The sequence below is a fragment of the Methylobacterium brachiatum genome, from assembly GCF_900113845.1.
Lineage (GTDB): Bacteria > Pseudomonadota > Alphaproteobacteria > Rhizobiales > Beijerinckiaceae > Methylobacterium > Methylobacterium brachiatum.
In genome coordinates, this window is record NZ_FOQW01000006.1 from 138,498 (window position 1) to 165,117 (window position 26,620).

Here is a 26,620-nt window from a genome sequence, read left to right on the forward strand (position 1 = left end):
AGAAATCGCCCTCGGCAGGACCGCAGCGCCGCGCCCGGGCGCCGTGACGATACCGTGACATCGTCCCGCGCTTGACCCTTGCCAAATCCCTGCGGCCGTCTGTAATGATACTGACCCTTCTCCGGTCCCGCCGGCCGTCGTAACGGTTTGCGGACGCGGCCGAATTCCTTTGCGGAGACGGACGCGGCGTCGCGGTGGGCCTCTTCGGCTCGCCTTGCGGCGGCGGGTGTCTTTCCCGATCGGACAGGTGTCGCACGACGTGGTGGAGATCCTCCGCCGCATCCAGGAATTCACGGCCGGTCTCACCCGGCCGAGATTGTTTCGCGAGGTCGGAACCAGGATGGACGGACGCACGGCTCAGCATGGCGCTGCGCGTGCCCCGGAGGCGCAGGACATGCGTCGTACCGGCCCGTTCCCCCTACCGGCCAAGTTCAACCCCAGGCGCCCAGGGCGCCGAACGGCGGTTGACGGCAATTTCCCCTCGAACCCAGCCGCCTCGGTGACGAGGCCGGCTCCATGCCAGGCCACAAGCAGGTCGGGCGAGGCGCCGCCGGGACCACGGGCACGGAGAACGACGTCGGCCGCCATGCCGAGAGTCCGACATGGCCAACAAAATGCTGATCGACGCGATGCACCCGGAGGAGACCCGGGTCGTCACGGTCCACGGGTCTAGGGTCGAGGAGTTCGACTTCGAAGCCGCCAACCGGCGCCAGCTGCGCGGCAACATCTATCTCGCCAAGGTCACCCGGGTGGAGCCGTCGCTGCAGGCGGCCTTCGTGGAGTATGGCGGCAACCGCCACGGCTTCCTCGCCTTCAACGAGATCCACCCCGACTATTACCAGATCCCGCTGGCTGACCGGCAGGCGCTGCTCGAGGACGAGGCCCGCGACGCCGAGGAGCACCGCGAGCGCGAGGAGCGCCGCCGCCGGTCGCCCCGCCGCTCCCGCGGTCGCCGCGCCGAGGCCCGCTCCCGCACCGACGAGACGGTGAGCGCCGAGGACGTGTCCGAGGCCCCGCTTGGTTCCGAGGCTGCCCAGGTTCTGGAATCCCAGCAGGATACGGACTTCCCGCAGGCCGCCGAGTCCCCGGACGCCCAGGCGCCTGACGCCGAGACCGCGCAGACCGAGGGTCACGCCGAAGGGCACGTGGCCCAGGATGCCCAGGCCGGGCAGCCCGACACCCTCGCCGAGAATCCGGAAGCCGTGCAGGAGGCCGTCGCCTCCGAGCAAGCCGCCGGGGACATTCCCGCGCAGGCCGTCGAGGCCGCTCCGGCGACCGAGCCCAAGGCCGAGACTGAGACCGAGGCCCGGCCCGAGCAGCCGGCGGCCGACCGCGACGAGGCGGTCGAGCCCGAGGCCGTGGTCGCCGTGGCCGAGGCCCTGACCGTCGCCGACGCGCCGGCCGAGACGATCGCCGAGGACGCCGCCGAGGCGTCCTCCGTGCGGAGCGGATCCGTGACCGGAGAGGCCGACGACGAGGCGGATCTGGAAGACGAGGACGAGGACGAGGACGAGTCCGACTCGGACGAAGAAGACTCGGACGAAGACGATTCGGACGACGAGGACGAGGACGAGTCCGACGAGGAATCGGATGAGGATTCCGACGACCCCGACGCCGAGCCCCGGATCGCCCAGGTCGGCGGGAACGGCGACGCGCTGGCCGAGATCCCCGAGCGGCCCCGCCATTATCGCCGCCACTACAAGATCCAGGAGGTGATCAAGCGCCGCCAGATCATCCTGGTGCAGGTGGTCAAGGAAGAGCGCGGCACGAAGGGCGCGGCGCTCACCACCTACCTGTCGCTCGCCGGCCGCTACTCGGTGCTGATGCCCAATACCGGCCGCGGCGGCGGCATCTCCCGGAAGATCACCTCGGCGGCCGACCGCAAGCGCCTCAAGGAGGTCGTGGCCGATCTGGAGGTGCCGGAGGGGATGGGCGTGATCCTGCGCACCGCCGGCGCCTCGCGCTCCAAGCCCGAGATCGCCCGCGACTTCGAGTACCTGATGCGGCTGTGGGAATCGGTCCGCGAGCTGACCCTGACCTCGATGGCCCCGGCCCTGGTCTACGAGGAGGGCTCGCTGATCAAGCGGGCGATCCGCGACCTGTACAACAAGGACCTGGACGAGGTTCTGGTCTCCGGCGAGGAGGCCTATGCCGAGGCCAAGGACTTCATGCGGATGCTGATGCCCGGCCAGTCCAAGGTCGTGAAGCCCTACCGCGACCCGACGCCGATCTTCGCCCGCTACGGCGTCGAGCAGCAGCTCGACGCGATGTTCTCGACCCACGTCTCACTGAAATCCGGCGGCTACCTGGTGATCAACCCGACCGAGGCGCTGGTCTCGATCGACGTGAACTCCGGCCGCTCGACCCGGGAGCACGACATCGAGGACACCGCGCTGCGGACGAACCTGGAGGCGGCCGAGGAGGTCGCCCGCCAGCTGCGCCTGCGCGACCTCGCGGGCCTGATCGTCATCGACTTCATCGACATGGAGGAGAAGCGCAACAACCGCGCGGTCGAGAAGAAGCTCAACGAGTGCCTGAAGAACGACCGCGCCCGCATCCAGGTCGGCCGGATCTCGCCCTTCGGCCTGATGGAGATGAGCCGCCAGCGCATCCGCACCGGCGTGCTCGAATCCTCCTCGATCCCCTGCGTGCATTGCGGCGGCTCGGGCTACGTGCGGGCCACCGCCTCGGTGGCGCTGCACATCCTGCGCTCCATCGAGGAGGCGCTGCTCAAGTCGGCCTCCCACAACCTGATCCTGCGCACCCGGACCGAGGTGGCTTTGTACATCCTCAACCAGAAGCGCGGGCACCTGCGCGAGCTAGAGCTGCGCTTCGGCGTGACGATCACGATCGCGGCCGACGAGCGGCTGGCGGTGACCACCGCGTTCCAGCTCGACCGCGGCGAGCCGGCCCAGCGGGCCGAGGGCCCGGTGACGGGCGTGCGTGCGCAGGCGATCTCGCCCGCCATGGAATTCGATGACGAGGAGGAGGTCGAGGAGACCGACGAGGCCGAGGCGGATGCCGAGGGCGAGTCCGAGGAGGGCCGGTCCGAGGAGCGCGCCGACGGGTCGCGCGACGAGGGCGCCCGCGAGGACGGGACCCGCGATGAGGGCGACGGCCGTCGCCGCCGCCGTCGGCGCCGCCGGCGCGGCGGCCGCCAGGACGGCCGGTCCGAGGAGGGCCAGGCCGAGGGCGAGCGTCAGGACGAGGACGATCAGGACGAGGAGCGCGGCACCGAGGAGGCGCCAGAATCCGTCGAGGCGCCGGTCGCGGCCGTGGCGTCCGAGGGCGCCGAGCCCGACGAGACCGTCGCCGGTCCGGACGAGAATGCCCGGACCGAGGAGGACGGCGCGCGCCGCCGTCGTCGCGGCCGCCGGGGCGGTCGCGGCCGCGCCGAGGGCCGGACCCGCGAGGGTGGCGACGCCGAGGGTTCGGCCGAGACGGAGTCCGATGCGGTCGCCCTGTCGGCCGAGGAGCCGGTGAGCGCCGAGGCCGTGGCCGAGGCGGTCGAGGCCGCCCCGTCCCCCGTCCACGACGAGGTCGCCGTCGACCTGCCGGTCGCGCCGACGCCGGCGCAGGAGGCCGCCGCGCAGCCGACGGAGCCGCAGGCCGCGGAAACGCAGCCCGAGCCGGCACCGACGGAGGCCGTCCCGCCGCGCGAGCCCGTCGCCGTGGTGCTGACGCAGCCCAGCGATCCGGACCGCCCCAAGCGTGCCGGCTGGTGGTCCCGCACCAAGGCCGCCCTCACCGGCGAGTGAGTCACCGCGGCGCCCCCGGACATCACGGTCCGGGGGCGCCGACCGGCGAGCGGACGCCTTCGTCCAATTCCAATAAGGGATGGTTATCCTTCATCTTCGGTTGAAGGTTTCGTGCGAATATGGCTCCCGAATCGACCTTCGCAGGAGCCCTCGCATGTTGAGTTTGCGCCGCAAGCGCCCGGTCCAGGATCTGGCTGGGACCGCGGCGACGGCCGACGCCCAGGCGGCCTCGCCCGTCGCGCCCTCCGGGGATGCGCTCCTGCCGAAGGCCCCCGAGCCCGATCGCGAATTGATGTCGCTCCTGGCGCGCCTGTCGGCGGCGGCCTCCGATGCCGGCACCTCGATCGGCTGGATGACGCATGACGCCTCCGGCACCGCCGAGCAGGCCCGGCTGATCGCCGCCGCCAGCGAGGAGCTCGCCGCCAGCACCAGCGAGATCGCGGCCCGTTCCTCTTCGGCCGCCGAGACCGCTGAGACCGCCCGCGCCGGCATCGCCACCTGCGTCGACGACCTGCAGCGCGCCAGCGACGGCATGCGCGGGATCGAGCAGGGTACCGAGGAGATCGGCAGCCGGCTCGACAGTTTCTCGGCCGCCGCCCTGCGGATCGAGGAGATGGCCGGGACCATCGCGGCGATCTCGGCCCAGACCAATCTTCTGGCGCTCAACGCCACGATCGAGGCGGCCCGGGCCGGCGAAGCGGGCCGCGGCTTCGCCGTCGTTGCGGCGGAAGTGAAGATGCTCTCCGCGCAGACCGCGAAGGCGACGGACGAGATCCGCGCCCGGCTCGGCGGATTGCGCGAAGAGATGGCGGCGATGCAGGCCGCGGTGACGCGCAGCCGCGGCGCCGTCGAGACCGGCGCCGCCGCGATGGTGCGGGCCAATGTCCGGGTCGAGGCGGAGAGCGGCGCCGTCGCCACCGTGGCGGCCCAGATGCGTGAGGCCTCCGAGATCATGGGCCAGCAGATCCAGGCGACCGGCGAGATCGCCCGGAGCGTCGGCCGGATCGCCGAGGGCACCGACAAGGGCCGCCGGGAGATCGGCGATGCGCTCAGCCAGCTCGACCGGATCGAGGATCTCGGCCGCACCTTGCTCGACCGGCAGGCCGGCGACGACGCGGCGATGCGGCTCGCGCGCATCCCGGCCGATTGCGCCGCCTGGCGCCGGGCCATGGCGGCGACCCTCGTGGGGATGCGCTCGGTCGATACGCCCCCGGTCGGCATCCCGGCCGATCCGAGCCGCCCGGCCGCCGTGGAATCGGCCCTGACCCGGGCCCGCGACCTCGCCGCGTCCCTGGCCCGGCACATCCGCGCCCAGGCCTGGGACGAGGCGACCACGGCCTTCACCAGCTTCGAGGCGGCCCTGGTCGAGGCCAAGACGGCGGCCGGAGCCTGAGGCTCAGTCCGCGACCAGCCCGTCCAGGCGCATGCGGGTGATCAGGGCGACCTCCTCCAGGGCGGTCGCTTCCTCGTCGGCCGGGTCCCGGGCGAGCCGCACCTCGAAGGCGGCCAGGATCTCGGCCCGGCTGCGCCCGCGCACCGCGATGATGAACGGGACGCCGAACCGCGCCCGGTAGGCCGCATTCAGGCGGTCGAAGGCCGCGGCCTCCTCCGGCGTGATGCGGTCGAGGCCGGCGCTGCCCTGCTCGCGCGTCGATTCCGCCGTCAGGCTGCGGGCCCGGGCCTCCGGGCCGGCGAGTTCCGGGTGGTTGTTGAGGAAGGCGCGGCGCCGCTCCGCCGGGGCGGCGCGCACCGCCTGCATCATCGCGTCGTGCAGGGCGCCGACGCTGGCGAAGGGCCGGTGCGGCCAGGCGGTCTCCGCCACCCAGGGCGCGTGCTCGAACACGCCGCCGAGCAGCGCCACGAAGGCCTCCGCCTCCATCCGGTTGATCGCGGCGAGATCCGGCATGGTGTCAGCTGCCGCGATAGGTGGTGAAGCTCGCGGGCGCGCACAGCATCGGCACGTGGTAGTGCTGCCGGGCGTCGAAGATCGCGAAGCGCACCACCGGGTCGTCGATGAAGATGTCGGCCTCGGCCGTGCCCGGGCGCTGCCGGAAATAATCGCCGACGTGGAAGACCAGCTCGTACTGGCCGGTCCGGGCCTCGTCGGCCGGCAGGATCGGTGCATCGGTGCGCCCGTCCGCGTTGGTCACCGCGCTGCGCACCAGCCGCCACGTTTCACCGTCCAGAACCGAGAGCTCGATGCGTACCCCGGCGGCCGGGCGGCCGCGATCGGTATCGAGGACATGGGTCGAGATGCCGGCCATGGATGCGCAGTCCCGGTAGGGTTGGGCTCAGCTGCCGCGATAGTAGGAATAGCCCCAGGGCGTGAACAGCACCGGCAGGTGGTAGCGCTGGCGCGGATCGCGGATCTGGAAGCGGATCGGCACGCGGTCGAGGAAGTTGGGGCTCGGGAGCGCCACGCCGAGGGCGGCGAAATACGCCCCGACATGCAGCAGCACTTCGTAGCGGCCGGGCTTCAGCGCATCGTCGACCAGAAGCGGTTCGGCCGGACGACCATTGGCCGTCGTGGTGACCGTCTTGATCGGCCGGTACAGCTCGCCCTCGCGGATCGACAGGTCGCAGACGAGGCCAGCCCCCGGGGTGCCGTGGGCATTGTCGATCGCGTGCAGGGTCAGCCGGGGCCCGAGCCCGGTCTGCGAGGTCGGGGCCGCGGCGAGCGGCCCGGGCTGGGTGCCTGACGCGGGAGCAGCTCCGCTGGGCTGCGCCTGGGACGGCGTCCCGGCCACAGCCACGGCGCCGCCGAGGCCGAGCCCGCCGAGGCTCCGGCGGGTCAGGGCGATACGGTCCACGCCGGTCCCCCGCTCGTCCGCACCGAACGCCCCTCGCCCCGGGATACGGCGCGTTTCGGCCGCAGAGGGCGACAGAACCGGTGTGAAACGGATCGCGACCGCATTTCGCCTGCCCCTCGCGCCATCGACACGCCCGGTCTCGCAAAGGCCGAGCCAGCCGTCGACGGTCTCAGGGTGTCTCGGGGTCGGTCGGCGGGGGCGACGGTGCGGCATCGGCCTTCTTCCGGTCGCGCTCCTTGCGCAGTTCCCGCTCGGCCAGAAGCCAGAACTCGATCTCGAACCCCTCCGGCCGGTGATTGCGCTCCCACAACTCGTAGGCGCGCTCCCGGATCTGCTCGAACGGGATCGCGTCCGGCGCGCCCCTGTCCTCGGATCGGTTCGGGGGCGGGCGCGGGCCGCTCTCCGGAGCGCTGGGCTCCGGAGCGGACCGTATGTCGGGACCGGTTTCCGGCGCCTCGTCTTTCATCAGGAGGCCGGCCTGTCGAGATAGGCGGCGACGCTGGTGATGCGGCTTCCCACCATGGTCACGGCCTTGCGTAGCCGCTCCTCGCTGACGCCGAAGCGCTGCGCCCACTCCTCGCGCATCACCCGGTCGTAGATGTCGATATGCGTCTTGCCTCTGAACTCGGTGGACATGGTTCGCACGCTCTGGATTGCTGGTCAGCCGCGGCCGGGCCGGGCTGTCTCAAGGGACAACCGGAGAGGGCGGGATCGGTTGCCAGGCATCGTTCGATCGGACGGCGCCTTCGGATTGCGGAGGCAGCGGCGGGCAAGCCCTCGGTCGTCGGCCGCCTGAACCGGCCTCGATCCGGATGCCGGCGCCCGTCGAAGACGTCGTATTTTTGGACGATCGGTCTTCCGGTTCGTCACCCGGCGCTGCCCCCAACCGGGCGGCGCTCGGCCGGCGCTTCCTCCGCGCGGACCGACTCGCACAGGAAGGGCGATGGCGGGGCCTCGACGCCGCGCCAGCGGGCATAGGCCCATGGGCGATACCAGGCGGCCCCATCCGGAAGGCGGTCGGGCACGAGATCGATACCGTGCGTACCGAACGGGCCGCAGCGGCAGATCCGCGAGAAGCCCATCCAGGCCCCCGGCCAGACCCCGTGCCGGGCGATCGCCTGGTCGGTATATTCGGAGCAGCTCGGCCAGTGCCGGCACTGGCGGCCGATCAGGCCCGACAGGGTGAGCTGGTAGGTGCGAATCGCCCAATGCGCGGCGCGGCGGACCATCGGGCTCTACGCGGCCGCCTGACGCTTGGCGGCGATCTGGTCGAGGGCGTCGACCACCGCGTCGAAGGTCAGCAGGGTCGAGGCGTGCCGCGCCTTGAAATCCCGCACCGGCTCCAGGACCGCGAGATCCGCCCAGGCCCCCCCGGGGGCTGGGCCGTTCTCCTTCAGCATCGCCCGCATGGATTCGCGGACATTGCGCAACTCCTCCGCGCTGGCGCCGACCACGTGGCGGCCCATCAGCGACGAGGAGGCCTGGCCCAGGGCGCAAGCCCGGACCTCCTGGGCGAAATCGGCCACGCGGCCGTCCTCGCCCAGGACGAGGTCGACCGTCACCGTCGAGCCGCACAGGCGGGAATGCGCGGTGGCGCTGGCGTCCGGCCGTTCCAGGCGTCCCAGCCGCGGGATATCGGCGGCCAGTTCGAGGATACGGCGGTTATAGATGTCGTCGAGCATCGGGGCCTCGGCCGGGTGCGTCATCCGATCGGGCTTTTGCCCATCGGGATTCTGCCGCGCGACGCGTGCATTGCGTGTTGCCGCGCGAACAATGATATAGGCCGCATGCGGTCGCTTCGCGAGGAGGCGGCTCGTCGACCAGGGTCGCGCCCACGGCCAAGGTAGTTCCCACGGCTCAAGTCCAACCGGGGCGCCGGCTCGAAGCTGTTTCGAGCCCGGGATCTCCCTCTCAGCCCGACGCGATCCGACGATGTATGCCAAGCCTGATAGCACCACGATGAAGTCCCGTGTGGCGCGGGCCGGAGATGCCATGGATGCCGCGCTTAAATCACTGTCCTACCGGGGTGAGGGAAACGGTCTGGACCGTGGCGGCCTCGATGGGCGAGATCTGGGACAGAGTCTGACGGGTATGCGCAACGACAACCGCCCGGTCGATGACGGCCGCCCCGCTCCGGTCGAGATCGCGCCCGAGCCCGCCTCCGCCACCCGCGTGCCCGACGGCATCGAGACCGGCCGGCCGAGCCGCGCCGAGGCCGAGGCCGCCGTGCGCACGCTCCTGCGCTGGGCCGGCGACGACCCGAACCGCGAGGGCCTGCGCGACACGCCGGCCCGGGTCACCAAGGCTTTCGGGCAGCTGTTCGGCGGCTACGAGATGGACGCCGAGGCCCTGCTGGCCCGGGTCTTCGAGGAGGTCGAGGGCTATTCGGACATCGTGCTGGTGCGCGACATCCCGTTCTACTCCCATTGCGAGCACCACATGGTGCCGTTCATGGGGCTCGCCCATATCGCCTATTACCCGACCCGCGGCGTCGTCGGGCTCTCGAAGCTCGCCCGCGTGGTCGACACCTTCGCGCGCCGCCTCCAGACGCAGGAGACGATGACCGCCCAGATCGCCGACGTGATCGAGAGCATCCTCAAGCCCCGCGGCGTCGCCGTGATGGTCGAGGCCGAGCATCTCTGCATGGCGATGCGCGGCGTGCAGAAGGCCGGCGTCTCGACCATCACCAGCCAGTTCCGCGGCGTGTTCAAGGACGACGCCAGCGAGCAGGTGCGCTTTCTCACGCTGGTGCGCGGCGGGACCAAGTAACCGCGGGCCGGATCGCCCGATCGGGCGGCCACCGTCACGCGGTCTTCATCGATCAGCCTACACGCAATAGCCTCGACGCAGCTTTACCGGACTCGCTTCTGCCGCCATGACCGCAAGCGACATCGCTTTCGATCCCCCCGGCACCCGGGCCGAGGTCGAGGAAGGCACGACCTTCACCCCGCGCTTCGACCGGGACGGCCTGGTCACCTGCATCGCGGTCGACGCCCATGACGGGCGGGTGCTGATGCTCGCCTACATGAACGCCGAATCGCTGGCCCGGACCATCGCCACCGGCGAGGCCTGGTACTGGTCGCGGTCCCGGCAGGAGCTCTGGCACAAGGGCGCGACCAGCGGGCAGATCCAGCGCGTCGTCGAGATGCGGGTCGATTGCGACCAGGACGCGCTGCTGATCCGCGTCGAGGTCGGCGGCGACGGCGGCTGCTGCCACACCGGCCGCCGCGCCTGCTTCTATCGCCGGGTCGTCCGCGGGCCGGATGGCGCCGTCGCCCTGGAGGCGGCCGGGACATGAGCTCGTCCCTTGCCTTGCAGTGGCAAGAGTGTCCGGCCGTCCCCCATTTCCTTCCCGGCACCGTCGAGCCGATCCGTCCCCCGCCCAGCGCCGGCCCCCGCATCGGGCTGGCGCTGGGCGGCGGCTCGGCCCGGGGCTGGGCCCATATCGGGGTGATCCGCGCCCTCGAGGAAGGGGGCATCCATCCCACCGTGGTGGCAGGCTGCTCGATCGGCGCCGTGGTCGGCGCCTGCTACGCCGCCGGCCGCCTCGACCGCCTGGAATCCTTCGCCCGGGAGCTGACACGGCGCCGGGTGGTCCGGCTGATCGACCCGCGCTTTCCCGGTTCCGGGCTGATCGCCGGCAACCGCCTGCGCCGGCGGCTGTTCGCCGATCTCGGCACGCGCCGAATCGAGACCCTGCCGATCCGCTTCGGCTGCGTCGCGACGGAGTTCGGCAGCGGCCTGGAGGTGAGCCTGACCGAGGGCCCGACGGTCGAGGCGGTGCGCGCCTCCTACGCGATCCCCGGCCTGTTCCCGCCCGTGACCCATGAGGGGCGGGTGCTGATGGACGGGACGCTGGTCAACCCGGTGCCGGTGGCGCTCGCCCGCACGCTCGGGGCCGACCTCGTGATCTGCGTGAACCTCAACGGCGATACCGGCGGCCCGGTGGTGCACGAGGTGCCGACCCCGGCTCCGCGGCGCAGCTTCCTGCAGCTGATCCGCGCGCGCCTGCCCGGCTTCGAGCCCCAGGAGCCGGAGATCCCGGTGCCGGGCATCGCCCGGGTGGTGCTCGGCGCCTTCAACATCACCCAGGACCGGATCTCCCGGGCGCGGCTGGAGCGCGATCCGCCGGACGTGGCGATCGGGCCGGATGTCGCCGGTTTCGGCCTGTTCGACTTCCATAAGGCCGACGAGGGGATCGCGATCGGTTACCGGGCGGCCCGGGCGGCCCTGCCCCGGATCCGCGCCGTCGTGAACGGCGCGGCCGCGCGGGCCTAGGGACCCATCCGGCTAAGCAATTGCCGGGCCTCGGAAAAAGACGGCGCCCGATCGAGCGCACGGTCGGCCGGTTTCGCGCCAGGATCGTCACGCGGTTGTCGCAGCCGGTTGCGATGGGCCCTCATCGACCTAGAGGGCTTCCAATGTATTCGAGCCGCCGCCAGATCCTTCTCTCCGGGGGGGCCAGCCTCGTCGGGATGGCGACCGGCCTGGCCCGTCCCGGCCTGAGCCGGGCCGCCGACCGGCCGCTCCTCAGCCACGGCCTCCAATCCGGCGATGTCGGCACCGATTCCGCCGTGGTCTGGGCCCGCTCCGACCGGCCGGCCCGGGCGATCATCGAGTGGGCAACCACCGAGAGCTTCGCCGAGATCCGCGGCGGGGTCTTCGCCGACGCGCTGCCCGAGAGCGACGGCACCGTCAAGGTGGCGCTGACCGGGCTGCCGCCGGGTCAGGACGTGTTCTACCGGGTCCGGCTCCAGGACGTCGCCGCGCCGACCATCGTCGGCCCCGCGCAAGTCGGCCGGTTCCGCACAGCGCCGGCGGACAAGCGCTCGGTCTCGTTCTGCTGGTCGGGCGACACGGTCGGCCAGGGCTGGGGCATCGACGAGGCCCGCGGCGGCATGACGATCTACTCGGCGATCCTCAAGAACCGGCCGGACTTCTTCATCCATTCCGGCGACACGATCTACGCCGACGGGCCGATCCAGTCCGAGGTGAAGCTCCCGGATGGCAGCCTCTGGCGCAACCGCGTCACCGAGGAGGTGTCGAAGCCCGCCGAGTCGCTCGCCGAGTTCCGCGGGCGCCACAAGTACAACCTCACGGACCGGAACGTGCTGGCGATGAACGCCGCGGTGCCGATCCTGGCCCAGTGGGACGACCACGAGGTCACCAACAACTGGTGGCCGGGCGAGCCGCTCACCCGGGCCGAGCACCTGAAGAAGAAATACGCCGACCCGAACGTGCTCGCGCTGCAGCTGCGCGCGGCCCGGGCGTTCCACGAATACATGCCGATGCGCTTCGAGCCGGCCGAGCCCGGTCGGGTCTACCGCAAGATCGCCTACGGCCCCCTGGTCGACGTGTTCATGCTCGACATGCGCTCCTACCGGGGCCCGAACGGCGAGAACCTGCAGAAGGAATACGGTCCCGACGCGTATTTCCTCGGGCCGCAGCAGATCGCCTGGCTGAAGCGGGCGCTCACCGAGTCGCGCGCCACCTGGAAGGTGATCGCCGCCGACATGCCGCTCGGCCTCGTGGTGACCTACGACGTCGACCGCGATTTCGGCTCGGAGGCGGTGGCGCAGGGCGACGGACCGCCGCTCGGGCGCGAGCTGGAGATCGCGGACCTGCTGCGCTTCATCAAGCAGTCCAAGATCCGCAACACGGTGTGGCTGACCGCGGACGTGCACTACACGGCCGCGCATTACTACGACCCCAACAAGGCGCAGTTCCAGGATTTTGACCCGTTCTGGGAGTTCGTCTCCGGGCCGCTCCACGCCGGCACCTTCGGGCCCAACGCCCTCGACAACACGTTCGGCCCGCAGTTGCGCTACGTGAAGGCCCCCGAGAAGGGCCAGGTGAACCTGTCGCCGGCCGCCGGCTATCAGTTCTTCGGCCATGTCGCGGTGGACGGCACCACCGAGCAGATGACCGTCACCCTCAAGGACGCGGCCGACACCGATCTCTGGCACGTCACCCTCGACCCCGCGAAGGCCTGAGGGACGCGGCGCGCCGGCCGGACCTTCGCCTCCGGCCGGCGAATCCCCCTAGGCCGTGGTGATGTAGTCGCGCAGGGCCTGGTGCTCCGCCTCGACGGTGGCGATGCGGCGCGCGACCACGTCGCCGATCGAGATCAGGCCAGCGAGACGGCCGTTCTCGCAGACCGGGACGTGGCGGAAGCGCCCCTCGGTCATGAGGCCCATCACCTCCTCGATCGTGGTGCTCTTGCCGCAGGTGGTGACGTCGGCGGTCATGTGGTCCGAGACCGGCGCGTCGAAGGTCGCGCCCCCGTGGCGCGCGAGCGCCCGCATGATGTCGCGCTCGGAGATGATGCCGGCCACCGACCCATCGGCATGCGCGACCACGAGGGCACCGATCCGCTTCTCGGCCAGGATCTGGATCACCTCCTCGAGGGTCTTGTCGGGGCTCACGGTGACGACGGAGCTGCCCTTCTCGGCGAGGATGCGTGCGACGGTCATGGCTCTCTCCCTGTGACGCGGTGCGTGCGCCGTCAGCCGCGGCGCCTTCGTTACGCTGTCGTCCGGGTTGACCCCGGCTCGTTCACATTATGGCGAGTGTGTGACCGAACCGCCGCGTTGGCAAGGTGCTCAGATCCGGGCGGTTTCGCGCCGGTCCAGAAACGGGAACAGCAGAAAGCCCGCGATGAAGCCGCCGAGATGCGCGTCCCACGCGATGGCGGCGTTCTCGCCCACGAGCGGCACGCTCACGAGCCCGAACAGCAGGTTGGTCACGAGCCAGATCGCCAGGAAGGCCACCGCGGTCCGGTTGCGCAGGAGTTCGGGGATCGTCTCGGCCGGCCGGTGCGGCGGCAATTGCCAGGGCTGCCCGGTATAGCCGGAGGCGGGGGGCTGGAACACGAAACGGGCGGCCGCCGCCATCAGGGCCGAGATCCCCGCCGAGGCGCCCACCAGCGGCCCGGCGCTCAAGGGATCGACCATCACGTGCAGCAGGCCGCCAGCCACCGTGCCGGCCAGCGCGATCAGGCCATAGCGCCAGGCGCCGCAGCGCCGGGCCACGGGCGACCCGAAGGCGGCGAGCCACACGCTGTTGAAGATCACGTGCATCCAGGAGCCGTGCAGCAGGGCGTAGGTGCCCAGGGTCCAGGGCTGCAGCGCGTGCTCGGAGGTGATGTAGCGGGCGAACGCCTCGCGGGCGGCCTCCATGTCCGGGTCGCCGGCGCCGGCCGCCGCCTGGATCACGTCGGCGGCCTTCCCGGGATCGAACCATACCGTCCAGCGGGCGGGCACCAGGGCGAGGTCGAGGACGACCCGGATGTCGACGGTGTCCGGCAGCACGAACTCGCGCAAGGCCTGGATCGCCATCAGCAATCCGATCGAGAGCGTCACCACCCCCGGCATGTTGAACACGGGCACGCGGCTCTGGCGCGGGAATTCGGGGGAGGCATCCATCCCGGCACCATGTCGGGGCTCTAGGGGGTCGGGCAAGTCCCGGCGACGTATTGAAGCCTTTTCAGGTGACGTTCGGCTGTGGTCGGGTCATCGCGGACGTCCATAGGCGGACATCGGATTGCCGGCATCGGACGCAGATACGCGATCCGAAGCCGACGCACACCGTGACATTATGGCGTTTGACGCCATAATGGCCTTCTGGCATTCTTTCGGCGTGACTGCCGTTCTCGTCATTGCCGACAAAGTGATCTTCGATGACGGCGCGATCCAGGAAATCGTCGTCTGGCAGGTGCCGACGCCTGTTCCGCCGACCGAACACGGCTTCAAGTATCGGTTGTTCTACGGTTTTCCCGGACAACGCCTCATAGGCTACGACAACGAGCGCGGGAAAGGCGATCATCGCCACCGCGAAGGCGTTGAGGAGCCCTATCACTTTCGAGGCTGGGAAGAACTCATCGACGACTTCCTGACGGATGTGGCACGGATGAGGAGACGGAGATGACGGATGTCCTCCTGCATGTCGGGCACGACCCTGCGGCTACGAAGGCCCGCTTTCTCGAAGCGATCCGCCGCGCCGAGGCCGGTGCTGCCCCGCGTGAGCGACACATCACGTTCGAGACGTGGGATGGCCTGGCCAAGGTTCTGAGCGGCAAGCGCCTGGAACTGCTGCGCCACGTCTACCAGCATCCTGCGGCGTCCGTCGCCGAACTCGGGCGGGCACTCGGCAGGGATTACAAGCGGGTCCACGAGGACGTGGAGATCCTGACGGTCGCCGGCCTGCTCGAGCGAACCGAGGGCGGCGTGCGCGCCGCCTACGATGAAATCCGCACCGTGATCAGCCTGAAGCCGGCCGCGTAGACCGTCCTGCGCCGGGCTCGCGTCCCAGAACCGTCCCGCGTCGGCCGGCACGGCGTATGCGCCGGGAGCCTCAGATCGCCCCGGATCGCCGGCCCGTCCCACGCGGATGTGCCAGGTTGATCCGGGGACGGACACCAGGCGTATCGATTCGGGACTCCGATGAAACATCCCACGAGCCGCATGCTCCATGCCTATTGGGAGCGCCTGCGCGGCGAGCGCGCCGCGCCCGAGCGCTCCGAGATCGAGCCGGGCGAGATCCGGCATCTGCTGGCCGACAGCCTGATCCTGGAACTCGACATGGCCACGCGCTCGGCCACGGTCCGGCTCGCCGGCACGCGGGTCTGCGCCCTCTACGGCCGCGAGCTGAAGGGCGAGACCTTCGCCAGCCTGTGGGGGTCGGAGGCGCCCGATCCCTGGCGCATCGTCGACATCGTCGCCAGCGACACCCTGGGCGTGGTGGCGGGCCTGCGCGGCCTGAACACGGCCGGCGAGGCGGTGGACCTCGAGCTGCTGCTGCTACCGCTGCGCCATCGCGGGCGCATGCAGGTCCGGGCGCTCGGGACCCTGAGCCTCGACAGCACGCCCCATTGGATCGGCCTGCGCCCCCTGGTGGAGGCGGAGACCACCTCCTTGCGCATCCTGCCCGGCCGCAGGATGGAGGCCGCTCCGCCGGCGCGATCGGCCCTCAGGGGGCCGGCCGGCTTTCCCGGTCCGGTGCGCCGGGGCCATCTTCTCGTGCATGCCGGCGGGCGGGCCTGACACCGCGAGCCGAAACCTGAATTCAGGACGTCCGGCACGGGTTTTTACGAACGGATATCGCAGGCGATCGGCATAAGAATCGACATGGACAGGTCAGCCCTGATCCAATGGTCGCGCACGACAGAAAAATCCGTCCCGCGGCGGATATTGCCGAAGCGGGAAAAAGGCTTTCGTAACAGTCCGGGTCTAGCCTGCGATGACGATTATCGCGGCGAGGAGCCCATCCCGGTATGATCGCGGTCGAGGCCACCGCTGGAACGGAAGCGGGCCGCGGGGTCAGCCGTGGGCGCGACGCCGCCGACCAACGCCGCCACCAGCGCGTGCGGGTCGCCGTGCTCGGCCGCTACATGCTGGCCGACCGCCGGGAATATCCGTGCCAGACCGAGGACATGTCGCCGGGCGGCGTCCGGCTGACCTGCGCGGTGGTGGGCGAGATCGGCGAGCGCGTGGTGCTCTACCTGGAGCATATCGGCCGGATCGAGGGCGTCATCGCGCGTCACAGCGCGGGCGGCTTCGCCGTCCAGCTCAACGCGACGCCGCGCAAGCGGGACAAGATCGCCTCGCAGCTGACCTGGCTCGCCAACCGGGAGATCCTGGGCCTGCCCGAGGGCCGCTCCCACGAGCGTCTCGTGCCGACCCATATGGCGGTGACCCTGCGGGTCGAGAGCGGGCGGGAGATCCAGGCCCGGCTGATCGACATCTCGATGTCGGGCGTGGCCATCGCCAGCTCGGCGACGCTGCCCCTCGGGGCGGCCGTGACGGTGGGCAGCACCCCCGGGCGGCTGGTGCGCTACTTCGAGGGCGGCTTCGGCGTTCAGTTCCTGCTGCCGCTCTCCCCCGACCGCTTCCATGCCGGGATGACGCTGTAGGGTCTTCCCCCCGGGCGTCTCAGATCTTCTTCGCGAGCTGAGCCGCGGTCTCCTCGGCCGGGCGCGAGAGGTCGAGCGCGCCGAGGAAGCGGTTCTGCGCGTCCATCACGTAGACGATCGCGGTGTGCTCCATCGTGTAATCGCCATCCTTGCCGGGCACCTTGCGGGCATAGGCGCGATACGCCTTCTCGGTGGCGACCACCTGCTCGGGGCTGCCGGTGAGCCCGGTGATGCGGGGATCGAAGCTCGACAAGTAGGTCTTCAGGCTCGCCGGGTCGTCGCGCTCCGGGTCGACGGTGACGAAGGCGACGCGCATGCGCTCGGCCTTCGGCCCGAGGGCGGCGAGCACGTCCGAGACCTGCTGCAGCGTCGTCGGGCACACGTCCGGGCAATGGGTGAAGCCGAAGAACACGAGGTGCGGCGCACCGGTGAAATCCCGCTCGGTGACGGTGCGGCCGTTCTGATCGATCAGCGTGAACGGGCCGCCGACACCGGGAACGCCCACCGGCGCCCGGTCCGGCATGAAGGCGAACACCGCCGCCCCGGTCAGGCCGACGAGGCCGAGGCAGAAGGCGAGGAGCGGGATCAGGGCGCGGCGCATCTCTTCGGACTCCGACCTCCGTGCTGCGGCTGGCACAGCACGGAACGGCGCGCGAAGGCAAGCCGGCTCGCCTGGGACCTGATGTCAGGGCTTGAACGTCAGGGCTTGGCGGCGGGCTCTCCGGCGGGCGGGGCGGCCGCGGCGCCCTTCGGCGGTTCCTTGCCGAGATAGATGTATTCCGGCGCGGCCTTCAGCTGATCCTTGGTCGTGTCGATGCGGGCCTGGAGCGTCTTGTCGTCGGTCCGGTCGAGCTTCATCACCGACGGGTCGACGGCCACGTACTTCGAGCCGATCCCCAGGAAGCCGCCAACGCCGATGATCCAGGCCTTCACGCTGCCCTTCTGGTCGAGGACGAAGTCGGCGATCTGCCCGATCGTGTCGTTGGCCGCGTTGGTGACGTTGGCCCCGATCAGCTTGCTGGCGACCATGTCGTCGGGGGTCTGGGCCACGAAGGTCGGGCGCAGGTTGTCGGCCATGGTGGCCGGCTGACCGGGGACCGGCGTCGCCGGCGCGCCGGCATTCGGGGTCGGGCTGGCACTCTGCGCCGCGGCGGTTGCGAGGCCGGCCAGCAGAAGGGCCGAGGCGAGGAACGGAGTGCGCATCGGGTCAGGACTTTCGGACAGGGATCGCAAACGAAGGTGGCGCCGCCTTAAGCCTTTGGCGCAGCGTAAGTTCCGCCGATTTTCATCGCGTCGCGCCGATTGCGTGCCCCTTTGCCGGCTGCGCGTCCGCGACCTGGGACTCGGCGTTCGGCGGCATCACCATCGCGAGCGTCGCGTTCATGCGTGCCGAGAGCCACGCCACGAAGCGGCTCGCCCGCTCGTCCCGGTCGATCGGATGGGCCGAGAGGGCGACGTATTGCGTGCCGTCCGGCCGGAACCCGCAGGGGCCGCACAGGCGCCCGGCCGCCAGATCGCGCCCGACCATGTGGATCGAGGCCAGGGCGACGCCCTGCCCGGCCAGAGCCGCCTCGATCGCCAGGTAGAAATGTTCGTAGGTCATATCCGCGGTGCAGGCGATCGCCGGACGGTTCAGGCGCGTCCAGGCCGCCCAGGCATCGGGCCGGCTGCGGGTATGGAGGGCTGGCAGGTGGAACCGGCCCGGATCCGCCTCGATTCTCGACAGGGCCTCCGGGCTGCAGACCGGTCCCATCGCCTCGTCGCAGATCACCCGGGCATGCAGCGTGCCGTCGATCGCGAAGTCGTTCCGGCGGATGGCGAGATCGACATGGTCCCGCCGGAAATCGATGCGTCCCCCGGCCGCCAGCACGCGCACCTCGATCCCGGTATCCTGCAGGAACGCGCCGAGGCTCGGGATCAGGAATTTCAGGCACAGGGTCGGCTCGCAGGACACGATCAGCGGTTGCCGGGGCTCCCCGGCGCGGAAGTCGGCGAGCGCATCCTCCAGGTCGCCGAAGATGCCCCGCAGCCGGGCGGCCAGCACGCGTCCCCGCTCCGTCAGGAACACGCCCCGGTTTCTGCGGACGAACAGCGCCGCGCCGAGATCCGCCTCGAGGTTCTTGATCTGCTTGCTGACGGCGCCGTGGGTGACGTGAAGCTCCTCCGCGGCCCGGGTCAGGCTCCCGTGGCGGGCGGCCGATTCGAACACCCGCAATGCGCCGAGTTGCGGCAGGCGCGCGCGCATGGGGTCCGGGGCATCCATACGGTGAGTTTTCCTCACGCTTCCCGGTGAGAGCAACTCGATTTTTTCACTCCGGCGCCCGTGCTTCCATGAGCCGACCGCAGCGACCGCAGGACATCCGGTCCCGGTCCGGCAACCGCGAGACCCCAGCCATCCGCGTCGGCGACGATGCGCGGCCGGGCCCGCGATCCTTGAGGAGTCCGCGATGGAGCAGGCCGCTCTGATCGTCCCCGTCGTCTGGCTGGCCGTGCTGAGCCCCGGCGCCGATTTCGCCATGGTGTCGCGCAACAGCTGCCTGTACGGCCGTCAGGCGGGCCTCGCGGTCAGCACCGGGATCGCGATCGCGTGCTGGTTTCACGTCGCCTACGCGATCCTCGGGATCGCCCTGATCGAGCGCACGCTCCCCAACGCCTTCGGCCTCATCAGGATCCTGGGCGCCGCCTATCTGATCTACATGGGCGTCTCGATGGTCCTGCGCCGCCGGGCGGCCGAGCCGGATGCCGCCGGACCGCCCGCCACCTTCAGCGCGCGCGGCGTCGTCACCGGCCTGCTGACCAACGGACTCAATCCGAAGACATCCATCTTCGTGATCAGCATCTACAGCCAGGCGCTGGGCCCGGACGCGCCGTTGCGGCAGCAGATCGCCTGGGGATTGTTCATCTCGCTGTCCCACCTGGCGTGGTTCGCCCTGGTCTCGTCGTACCTCTCCAAGCCGGGCGTCCGCGCTTTCGTCCTGCGCCGCCAGATCCTGTTCAACCGGGCGATCGGCGTCGTCCTCACGCTGTTCGGGACGATGCTTCTGTACGTCAACCAGCCGGGCGGCATGCTGTAGCCCGGGCCGGGAGCGCGCCGCTTTGACGGCGGGGCGCCGGCCGATCACAAGCCTGGCCCCATGCTGCGCCTCGTCCTCTACCAACCCGACATCCCACAGAACACCGGCACCATGCTGCGGATGGCCGCCTGCCTCGGGCTGGCGGTCGAGATCGTCGAGCCCGCGGGCTTCGACGTCTCGGACCGGCACCTGCGCCGCTCGGGCCTCGATTACCTCGACCACGTGGCGATCACCCGGCACCGCTCGTTCTCGGCCTTCGAGGCCTGGCGGGCCGAGGCCGGCCTGCGGCTGGTGCTCGCCACCACGGCGGGCGCCCGGCCCCACACGGATTTCGCCTTCCGCCCGGACGATTGCGTCATGGTCGGTCGTGAATCGGCCGGCGTGCCCGACGCCGTCCACGCGGCCGCCGATGCGCGGGTGGTGGTGCCGATCCGGGCGGGCCTGCGCTCGCTCAACGTCGCGGTCGCGGCCGCGATGATCGCCGGCGAGGCCCTGCGGCAGACCGGCGGGTTCGAACCGGATCGCGGCAAGCCGGCTTGATAGGGGCGGGCCGCCGGCAGCACCCGCGCCGCCAGCCCGGGAGACGCGCCGCATGACCGAACCCGCCCCCTACAGGCCCTCCCGGCGCCACGCCGATCTTGGCCCGGCCTTCTACGATCCCGTGGCGGCCGCGCGCTTCCCCGCGACGACCCTGCGCTACCGCAACCAGGCCTGGGCCGCGCGCGTCGGCCTCGCCGGCCTCTCGGAGGCGGACTGGATCGGCCATTTCGGCCGGTTCGAGCCGCTGCCCGGCAGCTTCGAGACGCCGCTGGCGCTGCGCTACCACGGCCACCAGTTCCGCTCGTACAATCCCGAACTCGGCGACGGTCGCGGCTTCCTGTTCGCGCAGGTGCACGACCTCAAGGACGGGCGGCTGCTCGATCTCGGCACCAAGGGCAGCGGCACGACGCCGTGGTCGCGCGGCGCCGACGGACGGCTCACCCTCAAGGGCGGCGTGCGCGAGGTTCTGGCCTCGGCGCTGCTGGAAGCGCAGGGCGTCGACACCTCGAAGAGCTTCAGCCTGATCGAGACCGGCGAGGATCTCGTGCGCGGCGACGAGCCTTCGCCAGCCCGCTCCAGCGTGCTGGTGCGGCTCTCCCACGGGCATATCCGGATCGGCACCTTCCAGCGCTTCCGGGCGCTCGGCGAGCCCGACAACATCGCCCGGCTGCTCGACCACACGATCGCGACCCACCGGCCCGAGCTCTGGCGCGACAGCCTGGAGGACCGGGGCGTCGCCTTCCTGGAGGATGTGGTCGCCCGGGTCGCCCGTCTCGGCGCGCAATGGGCGGCGGCGGGCTTCGTCCACGGGGTGCTCAACACCGACAACATCAACGTCACCGGCGAGAGCTTCGATTACGGCCCCTGGCGGTTCCTGCCGCATTACGACCCGGACTTCACCGCCGCCTATTTCGACGAGACCGGCCTCTACAGCTTCGGCCGCCAGCCGGAGGCGCTGTTCTGGAACCTCGCCCGGCTGGCCGACTGCCTCCTGACGCTGGCCCCGCAGGCGCGGCTCGAGGGCGCCCTGTCAGGTTTCGGCCCCGCCCTGCAGGAGGCCTTCGCGAAGGCCCTGTTCGGCCGGCTGGGCTTGGCGGAGGCGTCGCGACCCGAGACCGACCGGCTGGTCTCGGCGGTCTGGCAGTTCCTGGCCGAGACCCGCGCGCCGTTCGAGCAGTTCTTCTTCGACTGGTACGGCGGCCCGGCGAGCGCCGGGCGTGCGGAGGCCGGCCCGAGCGCCCACCATTACCGGTCGGAGGCCTTCGCGCCGGTGCGGGCGGCGCTCGACGCGCTGGCCCCGGCCCCGGGGGCGCGGCTCGACCATCCCTATTTCGCGGGCGCGCCCTGCACGATGCTGATCGAGGAGGTCGAGGCGCTCTGGGCGCCGATCGCGGAGGCCGACGATTGGTCGCTGTTCGCCGCCAAGCTCGCCGCGGTGGCGCAGATGGCCGAGGCCTGCGGCACGTCGCCCGCGGCAGCGGCCTGAGCCTCCTCGTCCGCCAGCCGTCGGCGCTCCTCGGCGTAGCCCCCCGCGATGGCCATATCGACGAGGCGGCGGGTCAGCCGGAAGGCCAGCCAGAACAGGACGAGGCAGACGGCAGTCGCGGCGGCGGCCTTGAGCGGGTCCACGGGACTCCTCGAACAATCTCCCCTATGTCGGGGGCGCCCCTCTTAGAGCCGCCCTGGACCGCGTTGCAATTGGACTTGGCTCCAAGGTCGTCTCCGACAGGGCCCCCAGCCCCGCGCCAACGCCGAACCGGGGCTGGTCCGGCGGCGGGCGTTCTCGAATTCAGGCAGGTGCCGTTGCGCGAGACCTTCCACATCGAAGTCCTCGGTCCCGAGGCGGACGAGGTCCAGACGCGGATCTCCGTGCGCGTCGGCAGCCTGGAGACCGCCCAGGAGCGGGCCCTGCGCCTGTTCGCTCGGGCCCGGGTCCCCCAGCGCTCCGGCGAGCCGGCCCAGGCCGTGCGGGTGATCGACGGCGCCGGCCGCGAGGTGTTCTTTCGCAGCCGCTTCGACTCGGCCGATTGAACCGGCCGATGCGCGCCGCCCTGATCCTGCCCGGGCTCGTCCTGCTCACCGGCGTGCTGTTCCTGCGCAGCTACACCCTGGCGCCGGCCCCCGACCGGCGCGGCGGCACGACGCTCCAGCTGACCTGGCCGAACCGCCCGGTCTTCGGCAGCCCGCGGGCCGACTGCCTCGGAACGCCCGCGGACGAGCCGGTCGTCCCCTGCCTGATCGCCTCGGTCAATCGGGCTCGGGGCGAGGGCATAGCGCTGATCCAGCTGCCGTTCTGCGCGACCTGCTACGCCCTGTCCGAGCGGATCGCCCGCATCGGCCGCGACGAGGCGGCAGTGCAGGCCCGACTCACGCAGATCGCCCGCTTTGGCTGGTGAGGCGCGCTCGGGCTGTCAGAAGCGGCCGACGCACCCGCCCCAACCACAGTCCGGACGCGCCGCGTTCAACGGCGGGCGCGGGGCTTGCCCCGAGAGACGGGTGCGTGATCGCATTGCAGCAGCTACGCCCAAGGCGTACATTAGCGCATGGATTTCGACTGGTCGGATGCGAAGGAAGCGGAGGTCCGCGCCGAGCGCGGCCACGGCTTCCGCGTTCCGAGCCGGATCTTCGCAGGCCGAACCGTCGAGTGGGAGGATGACCGCGACGATTACGGTGAGATCCGCATGGTCGCAGTCGGCCGGGTTGAACGCCGATACTGGACGGTCGTCTACACGGACCGCGAGGACGCAACGGGACCCTACCGCTGGATCATCGCCGCTTGGCCGTCCGAGAAATGGGAACAGCAACGATGGCACGCAGGAGCCTAGAGGATCTCATGGCCGGAGAGGTGGATCTCGATGTCGAGAAGCTCGCGGCCACCACCGACGAAGATATCCGCGGCTACAAGGCCCAGGACGGATTCGCCGATATGCCGTCCGGGCCGGCGCGTCCCGTCCTCGCGCCGGCCGAGGTGCGCACGCGGCTGGGCCTGACGCAGGAGGCGTTCGCCCGCGCCCTGCAGATCCCGGTAGCGACCCTGCGGAACTGGGAGCAGAACAGGAAGCTACCCGACCCCGCGGCCCGCTCGTTGCTGAACGCAGTAGCCCGGGAACCGGAAGCTGTTTTGCGCGCTCTCGGCTCGCCGGTCGCGGCACCGGCGAAGAGGCTGTCCCGATAGCATTGCGGCAGCGAGGCGAAGCAGGCCGCCGGGATCGCGCGTCTACGCGGGCAAGATTTTCGTCATCCAGATATAGGAATGGCCCGGCGGCAAATCGTCCATCCGACCAATCTCGACATACCCAAATCTCTTATAGAATTCCGGCGCCTGAAACGTCATCGTGCCGAGTCGGAACTTGATACATCCGCGTTTGCGGGCCTCCTGTTCGGCCTCGGTCAATAGCCGGGTTCCGATGCCTCGGCCGCGATGTTCTTCCCTCACCCACAGCATCGCGATTGCGAACCAATCCCACTGGATAAAGCCTTGGAGCCCGCCCAGCACAGTTCCTTGATCGTCGCGACAGATGAACCACACCGGTTTCGTCGGATCGGGACCGTTGTGCAACGCATTGAACGCATTCAGCCCATCTTCGACGATCTTGGCCGCCGCGTCGGCTTCTGTGCTAATCGTGATGGTGATTGCAGTCATTGTAAGCGTCCGAGGTGAAAAATTCGAACACCGACGCGCGGAGTGTTGCTCTCACCGATAGGATCGGAAGGGTTTCGGGTCGAGATTTGCCGCTTCAGGCGAGCGAGAAGATAGCCCTTATTCCTCACACGATGACCCGCGGCTGCGGAACGGCTCACGCAGATCGCCCGCTTCGGCTGGTGAGGCGGGCCCGGGCCACACGCTCGCGGGCGCGCTCCAGGGTTCGGGCCAGGGGGAACAGCGGGTCGCGCCCGGCCTCGACCAGGAGGTGGGCGATCGGGCGCCGCTCCGTCCAGAAGGTCGAGCCGAGGGCGAAGTCCGGCGGGGCGCAGGAGTCGATCCGGTCGATGTCCTCCCCGGCCAGGACCGCCTCGGTCAGGCGGTGGACGAGCTGCACCCCGGGGGCGGCCTCCGGGTCGGCCTCGTCGTGGGCGATCTTGAGCACCCAGGCCTCGGGGCCGGTGAGCGGCAGGATCGCGGAAGCGAGGATCCGGTCGTCCCGGCGCAGCCGGGCGACGCGTACGCGCCCCTCGGCCCCGAGATCGGCCAGGGTGGCGCGCAGGAACGCGACCTCGCCGGGCCGCTGCCCAAGGCCGGTGCCGGCCCGGCCCTTCCAGCCCGCCGCCTCCAGGGCGACGTGGTCGTCCAGGGCGCGGTCGAGCGCCGCGGGGGCGTCCAGGATCTCGAGCGCGACGGGGCCCGCGGCCTCCAGCCGCTGCCGGGCGAGGCGCAGCTTGCGCCGGCGCTTGCCGGAGAGGTGGTCGAGATACGTCGCCCGCGCCGGCATCGACCGGCCGGTGACGTCGAGCAGACCGCGTTCATGCGGCCAGTAGGCCGCCTGCCGCACCCCGCGCGCGGCCAGCAGGTCGACGAGCGGACCATCCGCGGGCGCGTTCGGCAGGAAAAGCCGCGGCGGCAGGCCGAGCGCCCGGGGCGCGGCGAGCAATCCCGCGAGGGCGGCCTCCGGGTCGGCGGCGTCGAAGAGCGGGGCGCCGAAGGGGCCGTAGCCGTGGGTCCAGCCCATCAGCACCGGAAGCGGTACGCCCCAGCGGCGCCACGACACCCGGAACGGCCAGGCGGCCAGGAACCGCGCGCCCGGCGCCTCGGGCAGACGGTCGGCGACGATCAGGAGACGGATACCGGCGCCGAAGGATCTTCGGGCCGCCAGCGCGTAGCCGGCCTCGTAGAACGGGTTGCGGATATGGGCCTCCGCGCCGAGCGCCCGCCAGGCCGGGATCCAGTCGGCGGCGGGATCGAGGGGCCGAACCGCGGCGACGAGGCCGCCGGGAAGCGTCGCGGTGTCCGGCATGGCGCGCCCGTCAGGCCGCGAGCCGGTGGCGGATCGCGCCGGCAAAGCCGAGCACGTCGAAGTGCCAGGCGGTCGCCCCCGCCCCGACGACCAGCAGGACCAGCCGCAGGGCCTGACCCGGCGGCATCAGCCCCCCCGGGACCAGGCCGATCCCGGCGATGACCGCGCCGCAGACCAGGGCGGCGCCCGCAATCCCCGCCATGTCGGCGAGCGGCAGCGGCATCGGGGTGCCGGCCCGGTAGGCGCCGAGCACCAGCACCAGGCAGGCCGCCGCCTGCCCGCCCGCGAAGGCGAGCGCCGCCCCGGAAGCGCCGAATCTCGGGATCAGCAGCAGGGACAGGATTGCCACCACCGCCAGGGTGGCGAAGGCCGCCGCCGCCTCGAGCCGGCTGGTGCGGGTGAAGTAGATCACCTGCCCGAAATAATAGGCCCGGAACATCATCAGGATGCTGGCCAGGATCAGGACCGGGGCGAGCGCCCGCGCCTCCGCCCGGTAATCCGGCCCGAGCAGCACCGCGACCACGAGGTCGTCGAAGCAGAGGAAGAACACCGCCCCGAAGGCGGCGATCAGGGTCATGGCCCGGGCGGCGTCGCTCAGAACCCCGGAGGCGGCCGCGATGCCGCCCACCCGCGCCTCGCGCTTGGCGATGGAGATCAGCGACAGGGCGATCGCCTCACCGAACACGATGAAGCTCTGCTTCAGGAAGTCGGCCAGCGCCCCGTAGGCGCCGAGCCCCGCGGGCCCCACCGTCTTGGCGATGATCAGCCGGTCGAGGCTCTGGGCGAGGGCCGCCGTCCCGAACGAGAGGACCAGCGGCCAGCCATAGGCGAACAGGCGCAGCGCCTCGGCCCGGCTGCCGCGGCCGGGCATCATCGGGGCGATGGTGATCGCGGCCGGCAGCGCCGCCAGGGCGTTCGCGGCGGCCACGGCAAAGGCGAGGTGCAGCGGATCGGTCGACAGGTGCAGCGCCAGGCTGCCCAAGCCGAGGATCAGCACGGCCCGGCTCATCACCGAGGCCGCTACCGCCCCGGCCTTGAGGCGCGTGCGAGCGATCTCGGTGGAGCCCTCGAACAGGGTCGTGCCGAAGGCGAGCGCCAGGATCGCCGCCGCCATAGGGGCGGGGACGAGCCCGAGCCCGGCCGCGAACGCGCTGCCGAGGCCGGCGAGCAGCAGCGTGCCGCCCAGGATCCGCACCACGGTGCCGACCTGCGCCGGCTCGCGGGCCTCGTCGTAGAGGGCGAAGAACGCGAATTTCGGCCACTGGCAGGTCGCCCCGTAGAGCACCAGCGCCCAGGACAGGACGTACAGGTAGGTGCCGTAATTCTCCACCGGCGCGAGCCGGGTGAACACCGCCACGGAGGCCATGTTCAGGGCGGCGGCGAAGCCGCGCGAGCCGACATAGATCAGGCTGTGCCGGGCAATCATGTCCTACGCATCACGCGCCATAAGGGTCGCCGGTCCGGCGATACCCCTTATGGCGCGCAAGCGTTAGAGCATCGTTCCGGATACCTGAACGATACTTTAAGACGACGTTGCTTCGAACCCGCACGCCGGCAGGCGCTGCCTCGGCGGCTT

At 71.0% G+C, this 26,620-nt stretch carries 32 protein-coding genes; 17 read left to right on the forward strand and 15 right to left on the reverse strand.

The window, feature by feature from the left end; translation table 11 throughout:
* Positions 1 to 602: 602 nt before the first annotated feature.
* Both BMZ47_RS08765 and BMZ47_RS08770 read left to right on the forward strand, forming a co-directional pair.
* Positions 603 to 3,758, forward strand: a complete 3,156-nt coding sequence (locus BMZ47_RS08765) for an Rne/Rng family ribonuclease (protein WP_091860868.1) — start codon at positions 603 to 605, stop codon at positions 3,756 to 3,758.
* Between the two features lie 154 nt (positions 3,759 to 3,912).
* On the forward strand, positions 3,913 to 5,151 hold the full coding sequence (locus tag BMZ47_RS08770; protein ID WP_091860871.1) for a methyl-accepting chemotaxis protein: 1,239 nt from the start codon (positions 3,913 to 3,915) through the stop codon (positions 5,149 to 5,151).
* A gap of 3 nt (positions 5,152 to 5,154) precedes the next feature.
* Here BMZ47_RS08770 and uraD read toward each other — a convergent pair whose 3' ends face one another.
* From uraD to BMZ47_RS08805, 7 genes are all read right to left on the reverse strand, one after another.
* On the reverse strand, positions 5,155 to 5,664 hold the full coding sequence (gene uraD / locus BMZ47_RS08775; RefSeq protein WP_091860874.1) for a 2-oxo-4-hydroxy-4-carboxy-5-ureidoimidazoline decarboxylase: 510 nt from the start codon (positions 5,662 to 5,664) through the stop codon (positions 5,155 to 5,157).
* A 4-nt stretch (positions 5,665 to 5,668) separates the two neighbouring features.
* Complete coding sequence (uraH, locus tag BMZ47_RS08780; RefSeq protein ID WP_091860877.1) at positions 5,669 to 6,022, reverse strand: hydroxyisourate hydrolase; 354 nt, start codon at positions 6,020 to 6,022, stop codon at positions 5,669 to 5,671.
* Between the two features lie 27 nt (positions 6,023 to 6,049).
* Positions 6,050 to 6,568 carry a hydroxyisourate hydrolase gene (gene uraH, locus BMZ47_RS08785; protein WP_091860880.1) on the reverse strand — a complete coding sequence of 173 codons (519 nt, stop codon included), beginning with the start codon at positions 6,566 to 6,568 and terminating at the stop codon, positions 6,050 to 6,052.
* A 169-nt stretch (positions 6,569 to 6,737) separates the two neighbouring features.
* On the reverse strand, positions 6,738 to 7,034 hold the full coding sequence (locus BMZ47_RS29255; protein ID WP_007567345.1) for a DUF2934 domain-containing protein: 297 nt from the start codon (positions 7,032 to 7,034) through the stop codon (positions 6,738 to 6,740).
* The gene (locus BMZ47_RS08795; RefSeq protein WP_007567347.1) at positions 7,034 to 7,204 is read right to left on the reverse strand and encodes a DUF3606 domain-containing protein; all 171 of its coding nucleotides are present in this window, start codon (positions 7,202 to 7,204) and stop codon (positions 7,034 to 7,036) included. Before BMZ47_RS08795 ends, BMZ47_RS29255 begins: the two co-directional genes overlap by 1 nt.
* 230 nt (positions 7,205 to 7,434) lie before the next feature.
* The gene (gene yidD, locus BMZ47_RS08800) at positions 7,435 to 7,797 is read right to left on the reverse strand and encodes a membrane protein insertion efficiency factor YidD (RefSeq protein ID WP_007567349.1); all 363 of its coding nucleotides are present in this window, start codon (positions 7,795 to 7,797) and stop codon (positions 7,435 to 7,437) included.
* 6 nt (positions 7,798 to 7,803) lie between these two features.
* Positions 7,804 to 8,250, reverse strand: coding sequence for an iron-sulfur cluster assembly scaffold protein (locus BMZ47_RS08805; protein ID WP_091861346.1), 447 nt, complete (start codon positions 8,248 to 8,250; stop codon positions 7,804 to 7,806).
* A 310-nt stretch (positions 8,251 to 8,560) separates the two neighbouring features.
* On the opposite strand from BMZ47_RS08805, the gene folE reads away from it, so the two are divergent.
* The 4 genes from folE to BMZ47_RS08825 all read left to right on the forward strand — a co-directional run bounded on the left by folE (position 8,561) and on the right by BMZ47_RS08825 (position 12,561).
* Complete coding sequence (gene folE, locus BMZ47_RS08810) at positions 8,561 to 9,337, forward strand: GTP cyclohydrolase I FolE (RefSeq protein WP_483129549.1); 777 nt, start codon at positions 8,561 to 8,563, stop codon at positions 9,335 to 9,337.
* A 106-nt stretch (positions 9,338 to 9,443) separates the two neighbouring features.
* Positions 9,444 to 9,866, forward strand: coding sequence for a phosphoribosyl-AMP cyclohydrolase (gene hisI / locus BMZ47_RS08815; protein ID WP_007567355.1), 423 nt, complete (start codon positions 9,444 to 9,446; stop codon positions 9,864 to 9,866).
* Positions 9,863 to 10,846, forward strand: a complete 984-nt coding sequence (locus BMZ47_RS08820; protein ID WP_091860886.1) for a patatin-like phospholipase family protein — start codon at positions 9,863 to 9,865, stop codon at positions 10,844 to 10,846. The genes hisI and BMZ47_RS08820 overlap by 4 nt, the downstream gene beginning before the upstream one ends.
* A gap of 143 nt (positions 10,847 to 10,989) precedes the next feature.
* Positions 10,990 to 12,561 carry an alkaline phosphatase D family protein gene (locus BMZ47_RS08825; RefSeq protein ID WP_091860889.1) on the forward strand — a complete coding sequence of 524 codons (1,572 nt, stop codon included), beginning with the start codon at positions 10,990 to 10,992 and terminating at the stop codon, positions 12,559 to 12,561.
* Positions 12,562 to 12,609: 48 nt separating this feature from the next.
* Here BMZ47_RS08825 and BMZ47_RS08830 read toward each other — a convergent pair whose 3' ends face one another.
* Together BMZ47_RS08830 and BMZ47_RS08835 are read right to left on the reverse strand one after the other, a co-directional pair.
* Positions 12,610 to 13,041, reverse strand: coding sequence for a CBS domain-containing protein (locus tag BMZ47_RS08830; protein WP_007567361.1), 432 nt, complete (start codon positions 13,039 to 13,041; stop codon positions 12,610 to 12,612).
* A 129-nt stretch (positions 13,042 to 13,170) separates the two neighbouring features.
* Positions 13,171 to 13,992: a rhomboid family intramembrane serine protease gene (locus BMZ47_RS08835; protein ID WP_091860892.1), complete on the reverse strand. Its 822-nt coding sequence runs from the start codon at positions 13,990 to 13,992 to the stop codon at positions 13,171 to 13,173.
* Positions 13,993 to 14,164: 172 nt separating this feature from the next.
* On the opposite strand from BMZ47_RS08835, the gene BMZ47_RS08840 reads away from it, so the two are divergent.
* The 4 genes from BMZ47_RS08840 (at position 14,165) to BMZ47_RS08855 (ending at position 16,478) form a co-directional block, all read left to right on the forward strand.
* On the forward strand, positions 14,165 to 14,494 hold the full coding sequence (locus tag BMZ47_RS08840; RefSeq protein WP_244536768.1) for a toxin-antitoxin system TumE family protein: 330 nt from the start codon (positions 14,165 to 14,167) through the stop codon (positions 14,492 to 14,494).
* A complete protein-coding gene (locus tag BMZ47_RS08845) occupies positions 14,491 to 14,850 on the forward strand; it encodes an HVO_A0114 family putative DNA-binding protein (protein ID WP_091860895.1) in 360 nt (119 codons plus the stop codon). The genes BMZ47_RS08840 and BMZ47_RS08845 overlap by 4 nt, the downstream gene beginning before the upstream one ends.
* A gap of 159 nt (positions 14,851 to 15,009) precedes the next feature.
* Positions 15,010 to 15,609 carry a PAS domain-containing protein gene (locus BMZ47_RS08850; RefSeq protein WP_091860898.1) on the forward strand — a complete coding sequence of 200 codons (600 nt, stop codon included), beginning with the start codon at positions 15,010 to 15,012 and terminating at the stop codon, positions 15,607 to 15,609.
* Positions 15,610 to 15,839: 230 nt separating this feature from the next.
* Entirely contained in the window at positions 15,840 to 16,478 is a 639-nt protein-coding gene (locus BMZ47_RS08855; RefSeq protein ID WP_091860902.1) for a PilZ domain-containing protein, read from the forward strand.
* Between the two features lie 19 nt (positions 16,479 to 16,497).
* Here the strand turns inward: BMZ47_RS08855 and BMZ47_RS08860 are convergent, their stop codons facing one another.
* The 3 genes from BMZ47_RS08860 to BMZ47_RS08870 all read right to left on the reverse strand — a co-directional run bounded on the left by BMZ47_RS08860 (position 16,498) and on the right by BMZ47_RS08870 (position 18,723).
* Positions 16,498 to 17,079, reverse strand: a complete 582-nt coding sequence (locus tag BMZ47_RS08860; protein WP_050732028.1) for an SCO family protein — start codon at positions 17,077 to 17,079, stop codon at positions 16,498 to 16,500.
* Positions 17,080 to 17,177: 98 nt separating this feature from the next.
* Positions 17,178 to 17,681: a PRC-barrel domain-containing protein gene (locus BMZ47_RS08865; protein ID WP_091860905.1), complete on the reverse strand. Its 504-nt coding sequence runs from the start codon at positions 17,679 to 17,681 to the stop codon at positions 17,178 to 17,180.
* A gap of 82 nt (positions 17,682 to 17,763) precedes the next feature.
* The gene (locus BMZ47_RS08870; protein ID WP_244536769.1) at positions 17,764 to 18,723 is read right to left on the reverse strand and encodes a LysR family transcriptional regulator; all 960 of its coding nucleotides are present in this window, start codon (positions 18,721 to 18,723) and stop codon (positions 17,764 to 17,766) included.
* A gap of 202 nt (positions 18,724 to 18,925) precedes the next feature.
* On the opposite strand from BMZ47_RS08870, the gene BMZ47_RS08875 reads away from it, so the two are divergent.
* The 7 genes from BMZ47_RS08875 to BMZ47_RS08905 all read left to right on the forward strand — a co-directional run bounded on the left by BMZ47_RS08875 (position 18,926) and on the right by BMZ47_RS08905 (position 23,267).
* Entirely contained in the window at positions 18,926 to 19,552 is a 627-nt protein-coding gene (locus BMZ47_RS08875; RefSeq protein WP_091860911.1) for a LysE family translocator, read from the forward strand.
* Positions 19,553 to 19,612: 60 nt separating this feature from the next.
* Positions 19,613 to 20,092, forward strand: coding sequence for a tRNA (cytidine(34)-2'-O)-methyltransferase (locus BMZ47_RS08880; protein WP_091860914.1), 480 nt, complete (start codon positions 19,613 to 19,615; stop codon positions 20,090 to 20,092).
* A gap of 52 nt (positions 20,093 to 20,144) precedes the next feature.
* Complete coding sequence (locus BMZ47_RS08885) at positions 20,145 to 21,578, forward strand: protein adenylyltransferase SelO (RefSeq protein WP_091860917.1); 1,434 nt, start codon at positions 20,145 to 20,147, stop codon at positions 21,576 to 21,578.
* Between the two features lie 317 nt (positions 21,579 to 21,895).
* Entirely contained in the window at positions 21,896 to 22,123 is a 228-nt protein-coding gene (locus BMZ47_RS08890; RefSeq protein WP_007567380.1) for a hypothetical protein, read from the forward strand.
* Between the two features lie 8 nt (positions 22,124 to 22,131).
* Positions 22,132 to 22,488, forward strand: coding sequence for a hypothetical protein (locus BMZ47_RS08895; protein ID WP_091860920.1), 357 nt, complete (start codon positions 22,132 to 22,134; stop codon positions 22,486 to 22,488).
* A gap of 147 nt (positions 22,489 to 22,635) precedes the next feature.
* The gene (locus BMZ47_RS08900) at positions 22,636 to 22,917 is read left to right on the forward strand and encodes a BrnT family toxin (RefSeq protein WP_091860923.1); all 282 of its coding nucleotides are present in this window, start codon (positions 22,636 to 22,638) and stop codon (positions 22,915 to 22,917) included.
* Between the two features lie 8 nt (positions 22,918 to 22,925).
* Positions 22,926 to 23,267 (forward strand): helix-turn-helix domain-containing protein, encoded by a 342-nt coding sequence (locus BMZ47_RS08905; protein WP_091860926.1) that lies wholly within the window; start codon positions 22,926 to 22,928, stop codon positions 23,265 to 23,267.
* A gap of 42 nt (positions 23,268 to 23,309) precedes the next feature.
* Here BMZ47_RS08905 and BMZ47_RS08910 read toward each other — a convergent pair whose 3' ends face one another.
* The 3 genes from BMZ47_RS08910 to BMZ47_RS08920 form a co-directional block, all read right to left on the reverse strand.
* Positions 23,310 to 23,735 (reverse strand): GNAT family N-acetyltransferase, encoded by a 426-nt coding sequence (locus BMZ47_RS08910; protein ID WP_091860929.1) that lies wholly within the window; start codon positions 23,733 to 23,735, stop codon positions 23,310 to 23,312.
* Positions 23,736 to 23,889: 154 nt separating this feature from the next.
* Complete coding sequence (locus tag BMZ47_RS08915; protein WP_091860932.1) at positions 23,890 to 25,044, reverse strand: GNAT family N-acetyltransferase; 1,155 nt, start codon at positions 25,042 to 25,044, stop codon at positions 23,890 to 23,892.
* Between the two features lie 10 nt (positions 25,045 to 25,054).
* The gene (locus BMZ47_RS08920; RefSeq protein WP_007567392.1) at positions 25,055 to 26,470 is read right to left on the reverse strand and encodes a lipopolysaccharide biosynthesis protein; all 1,416 of its coding nucleotides are present in this window, start codon (positions 26,468 to 26,470) and stop codon (positions 25,055 to 25,057) included.
* Positions 26,471 to 26,620: the final 150 nt, after the last annotated feature.